The 9665-nt window shown below is 43.2% G+C and carries 9 protein-coding genes; 1 reads left to right on the top strand and 8 read right to left on the bottom strand.

Annotation, left to right across the window (positions count from 1 at the left end):
- Positions 1-47: 47 nt before the first annotated feature.
- The 3 genes from ltrA to BQ4305_RS09385 all read right to left on the bottom strand — a co-directional run bounded on the left by ltrA (position 48) and on the right by BQ4305_RS09385 (position 2251).
- Positions 48-1307, bottom strand: a complete 1260-nt coding sequence (gene ltrA / locus BQ4305_RS09395; RefSeq protein ID WP_110926134.1) for a group II intron reverse transcriptase/maturase — start codon at positions 1305-1307, stop codon at positions 48-50.
- A gap of 158 nt (positions 1308-1465) precedes the next feature.
- A complete protein-coding gene (locus BQ4305_RS21425) occupies positions 1466-1636 on the bottom strand; it encodes a hypothetical protein (protein WP_199880500.1) in 171 nt (56 codons plus the stop codon).
- Positions 1637-1897: 261 nt separating this feature from the next.
- Positions 1898-2251 carry a GNAT family N-acetyltransferase gene (locus BQ4305_RS09385; protein WP_110927553.1) on the bottom strand — a complete coding sequence of 118 codons (354 nt, stop codon included), beginning with the start codon at positions 2249-2251 and terminating at the stop codon, positions 1898-1900.
- 376 nt (positions 2252-2627) lie between these two features.
- Here BQ4305_RS09385 and BQ4305_RS09380 point away from each other — a divergent pair, with 376 nt between their 5' ends.
- A complete protein-coding gene (locus BQ4305_RS09380; protein WP_110927552.1) occupies positions 2628-3509 on the top strand; it encodes a DUF1002 domain-containing protein in 882 nt (293 codons plus the stop codon).
- A gap of 221 nt (positions 3510-3730) precedes the next feature.
- Here BQ4305_RS09380 and lysA read toward each other — a convergent pair whose 3' ends face one another.
- The 5 genes from lysA to BQ4305_RS09355 form a co-directional block, all read right to left on the bottom strand.
- Positions 3731-5053, bottom strand: a complete 1323-nt coding sequence (gene lysA, locus BQ4305_RS09375) for a diaminopimelate decarboxylase (RefSeq protein WP_110927551.1) — start codon at positions 5051-5053, stop codon at positions 3731-3733.
- 188 nt (positions 5054-5241) lie between these two features.
- Positions 5242-6729: a spore germination protein gene (locus tag BQ4305_RS09370; RefSeq protein WP_110927550.1), complete on the bottom strand. Its 1488-nt coding sequence runs from the start codon at positions 6727-6729 to the stop codon at positions 5242-5244.
- 53 nt (positions 6730-6782) lie between these two features.
- Complete coding sequence (locus tag BQ4305_RS09365) at positions 6783-7205, bottom strand: stage V sporulation protein AB (RefSeq protein WP_110927549.1); 423 nt, start codon at positions 7203-7205, stop codon at positions 6783-6785.
- Entirely contained in the window at positions 7195-7815 is a 621-nt protein-coding gene (locus tag BQ4305_RS09360; RefSeq protein ID WP_110927548.1) for a stage V sporulation protein AA, read from the bottom strand. The genes BQ4305_RS09365 and BQ4305_RS09360 overlap by 11 nt, the downstream gene beginning before the upstream one ends.
- A 442-nt stretch (positions 7816-8257) precedes the next feature.
- Positions 8258-9556, bottom strand: a complete 1299-nt coding sequence (locus BQ4305_RS09355; protein WP_110927547.1) for an NCS2 family permease — start codon at positions 9554-9556, stop codon at positions 8258-8260.
- Between the last annotated feature and the right edge of the window lie 109 nt (positions 9557-9665).

Genomic DNA, 9665 nt, shown 5'->3' with positions numbered 1-9665 from the left:
CGACCTCTCACACCACCGTACGTACCGTTCGGTATACGGCGGTTCCATTAAGTTTGACGCAGAAATTCATATCGATTATATAAACTTTTCAACCCTCGGTGACTCCAATACAAGTTATTGAGGGTTTTGTGTAAGATTGGACTACAGGCTATTCTCCAATATTTCTTTCTGGAGTTTCCCCATTCATATGCCTTTTGGTCAGGGACACCTAGACCTTTGAGTTTTCTTACTCTTGTCCTCGGTTTCTTCCATTGTTTCCATTCAAGCATACGGAGTCTCCGTCTAATCCACTCATCAAATTCTTTAAATTTACTTGGTGTATCAGCCAATGCAAAATATCCACACCATCCCGTTAGATATTGATTTAGTTTCTCGATTCTAACTTCCATAGGAATTTGTTTAGAACGGGAGGTTAACTCCCGTATTTTAGCCTTAAACCTTTTAATACTTTCATTGGCTATTCGAACCTTCGGTTTCTTATTGACCGTAAAGCTAAAGCCAAGAAACTTTCGTTTCCACGGGCGATCAACTGCTGACTTTTCTCTATTTACTTTGAGCTTTAATTTCTGCTCAATAAAGCATGTAATTGAGTTCATCACTCGTTCTCCAGCTTTCTTCGATTTCATGTAAATATTACAATCATCGGCGTAGCGGACAAACTTGTGACCTCTCCTTTCTAACTCTTTATCAAGTTTATCCAAAAGGATATTCGAAAGAAGGGGGCTCAGTGGACCTCCTTGTGGTGTTCCTTCTTCTGCATCATAGACTACACCATTCATCATAATTCCTGCTTGGAGATATTTCCGTATAAGTTTCAAGACCAGCCGGTCTTGGATTCTACTTGCTAATATCCCCATTAACTTATCATGATTGACTCTATCAAAGAATTTCTCCAAGTCCATGTCAATCACCCATCTATAACCTTCACTTATATATTCCCTTGCTTTACGAACCGCATCATGACCTCTTCTATTTGGTCTAAACCCATAACTATGTTCTGAGAAGGTTGGGTCAAGAAGTGGGGTTAGAACTTGGGCGATAGCCTGTTGAATGAACCGGTCTGTCACGGTAGGTATTCCTAGTAATCTTACTCCACCGTTCGGTTTCGGGATTTCGACTCGACGGACTGGGTTAGGTTGATAGGTACCTTCCCTTAATGAATCACAAAGAGTTTCCCAGTTCTCATAGAGATGTCTTCGTAGGGATTTTACGGACATTCCATCTATGCCGTGACTCCCTTTGTTCTTCTCCACACGTTTAAGTGCTTCTATTAAGTTTTCCCGTGACAGAATCAGATCCATTAACATGTGATATTTCCTTTCGACGTGAACGTAGAAATCTAATTATGTTATTCCTGCTCCACCCTCATGAAGTCCCCTGTGGAATTCACCACTTCCTCCTTCAAGTAAGTCCTTTCGGATTGTCTGCTTCTATACAGGAATTATATGCCTAGTTCTCGTTCTTCCTAATAGTTCAGTCCTTCCCATTCCATCTCGAGTTGGAATGGTACTATGACCTCGGCTGACTTCTGATTGTTCAGCTGTCCATCGCTGGATAGGTTACCAAGGGAACTTGGCGTTCCAATCAGACCTCCCCGGGTAAGAGTACAGTCTTTCCCTCCATCTATCTGCTTCATTTACTCTGTACCACCTTCGGCAGTAAGGACTTCGTTTTGTTGTGCAAACTCATCCAATGGTACCTAGCCTTATATGAAGTTCGTGTTCCTCAGACCGGAGGTTTGCCGCTCGCTTCCTTCAGATTCTGCGTCACCACAGACACCCTTGCGTTAAGCTAACCATTACTACTGCCTTCATGGTTCGGGACTCTCACCCTATAGACTGCACCCATGCCGGGCGCACACAAAGAAGGAGGGGATGGCTCCCCTCCTTCTTTCCCTTTAATCATTCGGCTGCTCTTCACACTTCCCTAAGAAAGAGGCTGTCAACTCATTCGCTGAAACGGCCTTGTCTGGATACAGTTCCTTTAATGCCGTTACCATCGTCTTGCCAATTCCTTGATGGCGAAATGCTGGATTGACAGAAATATGCTGGATGACAGCCTGGTCTTCAGACACTTCTACGCCAATCAGCCCCATGATTTCTTCTTCTTTCCACAAATAAAGCTGCATACTGTCAGCGGCTTCATAATTCTTCATCGTTTGCTGGAGCTTTTTTATGTCCTTTTCGTTTGGCATAAATGATAAAAGACCCATGGCAAATTTTTCGTAGTTTTTTTTATACTTTATTAACATGATATCCCTCGTTACCAAATAACGTTTTATTTAAACCAATCCAGCAGTCAGGAGTGCTCTTTAGGACATAACCATCATACCGAAAAACCGGCTTCGTTTCAATATAGCAAAATAGGCGCAGAAAGCACACAGAAAATGGATGTCCCCGCAATCGTCTAAAGGCCGCCTATTATGACACTCCTCCCGTCTGCCGACTTCACTTCTTTCAGTTAATCTGCTTACTATTCTACTACATTTCATGACTTGCTACAATTCACGGGGGAAGATGGTCTGATTAACTAAATTTGAATAAGCGGAAAGAATCTATTAAACTAAATATTTGTAATGAGCTGTATCTTTTTGGAATTCAAGATACTTTAGGAGGAAAGAGATTGATATGAATAAAAAATCTAAATTTTTTAAATTGGGTGCTGTACTGACACTTGTGTTTTTTCTGACGCTCCCATTGAACGTCTGGGCTGACGCAGCCGTTGGCGATATGACCGTTACGCTTGGAGAAAATTTAACAGAAGAACAGAAAAATATGCTGCTGTCTGAAATGGGAGCACCGAATGACGTCGACATTTTAACTGTCACAAATAAAGAAGAACATGATTACCTGGGAGACTATATTTCCAGCAGGCTCATTGGTACCAAAGCCATTTCATCTTCTGCCATTACTTTAGAAAAAGCAGGGACCGGGCTAAAAGTAGAATCCAAGAACATTAACTGGGTAACGGACGAAATGTATATTAACGCATTAGCCACTGCCGGCGTCAAGGATGCTACAGTATATGTCACTGCCCCTATTCCTGTTTCAGGGACAGCTGCCCTGACAGGAGTCATCAAAGCTTACGAAGTATCCTCAGACAAAAAGATTCCTGAAGAAGTGAAGCAGGCCGCTAATGAGGAAATGGTAAAGACTGCTGAACTTGGCGATAAAATCGGAACAGAGCAAGCCGCTTCACTTATGACGAAGATCAAGGAAGAGATGGCTTCCAACCCGCCGAGCAGTGAGGGCGAAGTGAAAGATATCGTTGAAAACTCTGCCAAGGACTTGAACATCCAATTAACGGATGAACAAATCCAAAGTCTTGTGGACCTATTTAATAAATTAAAAGAACTAAACATCGACTGGAATGCTGTCGGTGATCAATTGACAGCAGCAAAAGAAAAACTGACCACTTTTCTGGAATCTGAAGAAGGCCAGTCTTTCCTTGATAAATTAAAAGAATTTCTCGTAAGTGCTGTCGATGCCATTAAATCTTTATTCAGTTAAACGATCACCACAAAAGCCCGGATCTTTTTTAGGATCCAGGCTTTTGTTCATTCTGAGACATATGGATATTTCGTCCGGATGGACATAAATAAAGACTGTCGGCCGAAACCGTCCTTTTATAAGGTATCCGTTTATTGCGATCGTTTCTTTGCTATTCGCAGATCGTTTCACTGCAGATGCATAGCTGCATTTTCAGCTCCGCGTTTTTAATGATGGATTACTTATTTGCTGTTCAGTGCCTGCTGATAGGAAAGATCCAGTCTGACGAGATCTTCATATGTTTCCCTTTTGATGACTAATCTCGCCTCTCCCCCTTCTGCGAAGACAACTGCAGGTCTGGGAATCCGATTGTAATTATTGGCCATTGAGTAACCGTAAGCACCTGTGCAGAAAACAGCCAGAATATCGCCGCGTCCTGCTTTTGGCAGCGGAAGATCCCAAATAAGCATATCCCCGCTCTCACAGCATTTCCCGGCTATAGATACCGTTTCTTCTACTGGATCATTCGGACGGTTGGCAAGCACGGCTTCATATTTGGCCTCATACAGAGCAGGACGGATATTGTCGCTCATCCCTCCGTCTACCGCCAAATATTTTCTTACTTGAGGTACATCCTTCTCAGAACCTACCTTATATAAAGTAAGACCTGCATCCCCGACAAGAGAACGTCCTGGTTCAATCCAGATTTCCGGCATAGAAAGGGAAGAGTCCGCAATCTGATTCTTCACTTCTGTCACAATTTCCTCGACATATTGAGCAGGCCGAAGCGGTTCATCTTCACTTGTGTACCTGATTCCAAAGCCGCCCCCAAGATTCAGGACCTTAGGCTGATAGCTGAATTCCGCATTCCATTTCTTCAATTGGCCGATGATTTTCTTTGCTGCCAAAAGAAAGCCAGTTGTTTGGAAAATTTGGGAACCAATATGGCAGTGAAGACCCAGCACCTCGATCCCTTGGCTTTCCAAGGCCTGTTTCAATGCTTCTTCAGCTTGTCCGCTGGTCAAGTCAAAGCCAAATTTAGAATCTTCCTGGCCAGTGAGGATATAATCATGCGTATGCGCTTCGATTCCCGGCGTTACCCGCAGAAGGATCTTTACTTTTTCTTTCCGTTCACTTGTAATCCTGTCAAGCAGGGAAAGTTCGGAAAAGTTATCGACAACAATACAGCCCACTTTATAATCCATGGCCATATGCAGTTCTTCCTCACTTTTGTTGTTGCCGTGGAAATGAATTTTATCCACTGGAAATTCCGCCTGTATCGCCGTATACAGTTCGCCGCCTGAAACGACATCCAGAGACAGCCCCTCCTGTTCGGCAAGCTGAATCATCGCAATGGATGAAAAAGCTTTGCTCGCGTATGCCACCTGCGCAGTCACGCCTAATTTTTCAAAGGTCCTTTTAAATCCTCTTGCCCTTTCCCTGATTAAAGCCACGTCATATACATATAAAGGAGTGCCGTGTTCTGCGGCCAAATCCATTACATCCACTCCGCCGATTTCAAGGTGGCCGCGCTCATTCACTCTTCCTGTACCATTCAACTCCATACCATTTCACCTTCCTGACTTATACTTCTGAACATTCATGATGAACGAAAAAAGGGCGACAGCCTGAAGAGAGATGCCCGTCCAACCTGCAGACGGCCGTCAGCCCCTTCGATCAGCCTCACCCTCATAATCTTTAACGCTTTATTCGAATAAAACTAAATTACCACAACTTTTAGATAACATCAACCTTAACCTTTTCTGGGCTGCCTGTATTTGTCCATAGGATGAACAATACTCGGGCGTTCATACGAACCCGGTATCGGTCTTCTGAACAGAATATAGGACAGGGCCTTTGGCTGAAATGGCAGAAGCGGCCACAGGTAAGGTGTGTTCAGAGCTTTTATCCCTGTTAACAGAAGAATGTACAGGGTGATGCCAATTACAAGACCCGGCACTTTAAAAATGGCCACTAAGATCAGAAGCGCAAAACGCGCAATTTTATTGGCTACACCCAATTCCAGGCTCGGCGTCACATAGGTACCGATCGCGGCAACAGATGCGTACAGAATCACCTCAGGAACAAACACCCCTACATCTATCGCAATTTGTCCAATCAGCACGGCTGCAATAAGACCCATGGCTGTCGAAAGCGGGGTCGGAGTGTGTATTGCAGCCATCCTTAAGAATTCTATTCCGATATCCGCAATGAAAATTTGAATAATAATCGGTATATGAGTTCTCTTGTTAGGACCGATAAAATCGAGCTGATCCGGCAGCAGAGACGGATCCAGGCAGAATAACAGCCAGATTGGCAGCAGAAACAAGGAAGCCGCAATGGCTAAAAAGCGGACCCATCTTATCATCGTCCCGACTGCCGGAGACTGCCTGTACTCCTCTGCATGCTGCATATGATGAAATAATGGTGCAGGCGTAATAATGACACTTGGCGATGTATCCACATAAATCAGCACATGCCCTTCCAATAAATGCATCGATGCAACATCTGCACGCTCTGTATAGCGGACAAGAGGGTATGGGTTATAACCCTGGTGGACAATGAACTCCTCCACCGTCTTATCTGACATAGTAATTCCGTCTACCTTGATATTCTTCAATTCTTTTCTCACAATATCAATAAGATCAGGATCGGCAATTCCTTTAATATAGCCGATCGCCACATCCGTCTTGGAACGTTCTCCGATTCTCATGATCTCAAAACGGAGACGGCCGTCCCTGATCCTTCTTCTTGTAATCGCTGTATTCACAATAATGTTTTCGACATAGCCATCTCTTGCGCCCCGAATGATTTTTTCCGTATCCGGTTCTTCCGGCTGACGTCCGGGATAGCTGCGGACATCTACGACAAATCCCTTATCATAGCCATCAACGGCAATCACAATCAGACCGGATAATACCTCGTCTCTCAGCTTCTCCAGCCTGTCGATTTCTACAACGGACTGGTGGACAATCCTGTTTTTAATGACGTCTACAGCCTTCTGATAGCTTTTTTCCCAATGATTGCTGTCAACGAGTGATTCAAGAATTTCAATCACATAAGCTGCATCTGTCAGGCCATTCACATAGTAAATATGTACTTCTTTCTTCAGTACAGTCAGTTTCCTTACGCCAAGATCAAAACTCTCTCCCAGGCCTGCGTATTTTTTCATATAGGATTCCACTTCAGAAACCTTACTTGGCATTGGAATATTTTCAGCTGGTTTATTGTCTTCCGCCATAAGAGCGCTCCTTTCAAACCATTTTTCAAAAGGACATTAAGTCCGCTACCTGTTTATAAATCAACGAAATAAAGCCATTGGAACAAAGAGCCTGCAATCTTGCCAAGCACAAATGCCATCATTAAATAGACAATCTTTTCCTGAATCCCGATCCTTTTTGCCAGAATCGGAAAAACATTCAGCACTTCTGTGAGAGCTGCTGCCAGCATCCCATTGAAAATCCCGTCAAGAAGTCCGACCGGAGGAAGGAGCCATTTTGTCATATTCAGCTTCACGTCCTGCAAGCCCAGCCATCCTCCTGCCACAACCCCCATGATGATGCCCGCTTCATATAAATGGATGAAACGCATCGTTTTTGTCAGCTGAGTCAGCCGCGGCAGCACTCCCAATACAGTCAGGAACGCAACAAATCCGGCCCCCACTGCAAATCCGCTGGCTAATCCTACAAATAGCCCAAAAAGGATATTACCTGTCATCCTGTTTCTGCACACTTTCTTTATTTTCATGCATAATGACATACTGATCTAAGTCCTGCTGATAGTTGAACATTTCTACTTCAAGAGGACTCGGCTCTTCATTGAATCGCTTCTTGAAAAAATGATTAAAAAAAAGAATCATGCCAATTCCCAGTCCGAAGCTGTAGGGAATCTGGATAAGAAGCGGCTTGGTGTCTTCCTTGCCAGTAATCAGCCGAAATAATTTCTGATGAACCTCAGCCATACTGACATCCACATGGAAATTCATGATGGTCATGGCCGCGCCTACGAATAGCAGCAGCCAGACGGCCGCAAACAGTAAAAAAGAAGCCTTTTTTCTCCCCAGCTCCACTTCTATGATCGTCTGGCCGGGACCGAGAATTTGTATTTCCAGTGATTTGTCATATTGCTGGATTTTTTCAACCAGATGAATTTGATCTACAATAATGATGTTATTATCTTCCGGCGTCACTTGAAGAAGTTCCAGTTCCCCCAATTTCTCGGCTGTCTGCCGTTCACCGATGATTTTGGCAATATGCCGAACCTTAACTCGTTCATTTCTCTGTACATACACTCGGTTCCTCGGCCTTATATAAATGATCTTTTCCATATTCTATTCACCCTGCCTTTTCCATCCTTGGTAATAGTATGGGTTGGAAACAATGTGAAAATGCAGAAATACAAACTTACCATTAATTACTAAACAAGGACCTCAAAAAAACGTGCAAAGTTCTGCCTGCCTTTCCCTTCCTCATTTTTAACTTTCTCATGTTCCTCACGATTTAAATTAAGTTTCAATTGGTGTTTCTCTTCATCGGCACAAGTTCTTTTTGAATTATCTATATCAAACTTCTATTTATTAACACTCGCTTTTACACGTAAAGAATCTATGAAGATCTGGTCAGCTGGCAACAATTTTTATTAAAGTTGATCAAACGGAGGGGGCGATTCCAGCGGAAAAAGCGGCTCGAAGGGGAAATCAACCAGCGCTATTTACTCTTTTAAAAGAAAAAAGCGTACAGAGTGTTCTGCACGCTTTTTTCTGTATTTAATTAATGTGCCGGGAAAAACACCAGCTGGATCATAAATATGAAGCCGAAAATATAAATGATCGGGTGTACCTTTTTCCCATATCCGCTGAATAATTTCATAAGCGGATAGGTGATGAAACCTATGGCGATACCAGTAGAGATACTGGAAGTAAGCGGCATGGTAAGGATGATGGCAAAAGCCGGAAAAGCTTCATCAAACTTTTTCCAATCGATTTTAGCAAGTCCCTCCATCATGAAACAGCCGACAATAATCAACACCGGCGCTGTAATCGCCGCTAAAGAGGCGATGGCTGCAATCAGCGGTGAGAAGAAAATGGACAGAGCAAATAATATCGCAACGACCACTGCTGTCAGACCAGTTCTGCCGCCTGCAGCTACACCTGTACTTGATTCAATATAGGCCGTTGACGGACTGGTTCCAAACATTGCGCCTACCGTTGTGGCTGCTGCATCGCCAAGAAAAGCCTGTCTGACTCTCGGAATCTTTCCGTTCTTCGTCAGTCCTGCCTGTTCAGTAACACCAATCAGCGTACCGGTTGTATCAAAAATCGTAACCAGCAAGAAAGCAAATACTACAGAATATAAGCCATTCGTGAAGACACCCGCTATGTCCAAATCAAAAAAGACGGGCACTGGCGGCATTGACAAGATCTGTTTCTCAAAGTTCAAAAGGCCTGTGAAATATCCAATGACAGCTGTTACGATCATGCCAATGAAAATGGCCCCTTTTACATTCCTGGCCATTAGAATTAATGTAAAGAAAAGCCCGAAAATCGATAAAATCGTAACCGGTTCATGTAAATCTCCCAGTGTGATAAAGTTCGCTTCATTTGGAACGACAATTCCTGAGTTTTTCAGGCCGATAAACGCAATAAACAGCCCAATTCCAGAGGTAATTCCGTATTTTAATGAATTCGGGATCGCTTCGACAATTAACTGGCGAAGACTTGTCACACTAATCAGCAGAAAAAGCAAACCTGCAACAAATACGGTACCGAAAACCGTTTGATAGGATAAGCCATGAGCACCGACAACACTTGCAAAGTAAGCGTTCAGTCCCATTCCCGGTGCAATCGCGATCGGAAATTTAGCAAACAGCCCCATAATTAAGGTTCCTGTAACAGCAGCAATCACTGTTGCCATGAATACCTGCTCAAATGGGATTCCAATTGAGCCTAATAGGGCAGGATTAACAATAATAATGTAAACCATTGTAAAAAAGGTGGTGATTCCTGCAACTAATTCAGTGCGGACATTTGTGCCATTTTCCTTTAAGGAAAAAAACTTTTCTAAAAACATGTATAAACCTCCATAAAAATAAAAAACGAATAAAAAACACGGCATCCTTTATAATATTCGTTTTTAATGAAAATATCAAGGCTGTTATCGCCAAAAAAAAGCCACATGG

The organism is Bacillus massiliglaciei (assembly GCF_900098925.1).
Taxonomy (GTDB): Bacteria; Bacillota; Bacilli; order Bacillales; family DSM-1321; genus Peribacillus; species Peribacillus massiliglaciei.
This window is presented reverse-complemented; position numbering and strand designations above follow the sequence as displayed.

Coding starts and splice junctions, on each gene's coding strand:
- ltrA (WP_110926134.1), bottom strand. CDS start 1,307: ATGTTAATGGATCTGATTCTGTCACGGGAAAACTTAATAGAAGCACTT.
- BQ4305_RS21425 (WP_199880500.1), bottom strand. CDS start 1,636: ATGAAGCAGATAGATGGAGGGAAAGACTGTACTCTTACCCGGGGAGGT.
- BQ4305_RS09385 (WP_110927553.1), bottom strand. CDS start 2,251: ATGTTAATAAAGTATAAAAAAAACTACGAAAAATTTGCCATGGGTCTT.
- BQ4305_RS09380 (WP_110927552.1), top strand. CDS start 2,628: ATGAATAAAAAATCTAAATTTTTTAAATTGGGTGCTGTACTGACACTT.
- lysA (WP_110927551.1), bottom strand. CDS start 5,053: ATGGAGTTGAATGGTACAGGAAGAGTGAATGAGCGCGGCCACCTTGAA.
- BQ4305_RS09370 (WP_110927550.1), bottom strand. CDS start 6,729: ATGGCGGAAGACAATAAACCAGCTGAAAATATTCCAATGCCAAGTAAG.
- BQ4305_RS09365 (WP_110927549.1), bottom strand. CDS start 7,205: ATGACAGGTAATATCCTTTTTGGGCTATTTGTAGGATTAGCCAGCGGA.
- BQ4305_RS09360 (WP_110927548.1), bottom strand. CDS start 7,815: ATGGAAAAGATCATTTATATAAGGCCGAGGAACCGAGTGTATGTACAG.
- BQ4305_RS09355 (WP_110927547.1), bottom strand. CDS start 9,556: ATGTTTTTAGAAAAGTTTTTTTCCTTAAAGGAAAATGGCACAAATGTC.